This is a genomic window from Marinicrinis lubricantis (assembly GCF_042658665.1).
Lineage (GTDB): Bacteria > Bacillota > Bacilli > Paenibacillales > KCTC-33676 > Marinicrinis > Marinicrinis lubricantis.
Genome location: NZ_JBHSQV010000037.1, coordinates 1 through 515, shown reverse-complemented (window position 1 = coordinate 515; position 515 = coordinate 1). Strand labels below are relative to the sequence as shown.

Annotated in this window: 1 protein-coding gene; it reads left to right on the top strand. The window is 31.1% G+C overall.

Translation table 11 applies throughout. The annotated features are described in order from the left end of the window. Positions 1-167 precede the first annotated feature (167 nt). The gene (locus ACFPXP_RS07900; protein WP_379893700.1) at positions 168-404 is read left to right on the top strand and encodes a hypothetical protein; all 237 of its coding nucleotides are present in this window, start codon (positions 168-170) and stop codon (positions 402-404) included. The last annotated feature ends 111 nt before the right edge of the window (positions 405-515 follow it).

The following is a 515-nucleotide window of genomic DNA, read 5'->3' as shown; positions in this document are numbered from 1 at the left end:
GCCATTTAAATCACCTCGTACATTTAGAATGTTGTCTGGATAACTCCATTCTAACTGAGGGATTTTAAAATGGCTCTCTTAATTTTTAAGAGATTTCATTTTTACACAATTATACGGACTTAACTAAGAATTCCATTTAATTATTTTTGTTGTAGTCGTTTCCATCTATGATTGAAATGCTGGCCAGCTTTCAATATATATTTATGAAAGGACTGAGAATAATTAAAAAAACTGTTATCGTCTTTTTAGCTGTTGTAATGGCCGTATTCACAGTTTCTACTTCTTCTGGATTAGCATTAAATAAAAATGACAGTAACAATGTCATTGAAAATGTAGAGAAGTTTACAAATGAAACCTATGAAATTATAGGTGAAGATATTGTTTTAACGGAGAGTGTAAAATAAATTGTGTAAACTCCTAAACCAAGCTAATCTAGTAATAGACATCAGGAGGCAGGAGAACACAACATGAGCATGTTTACGAAGGAACAACTTAGACAATTCATTAGTGAGAAT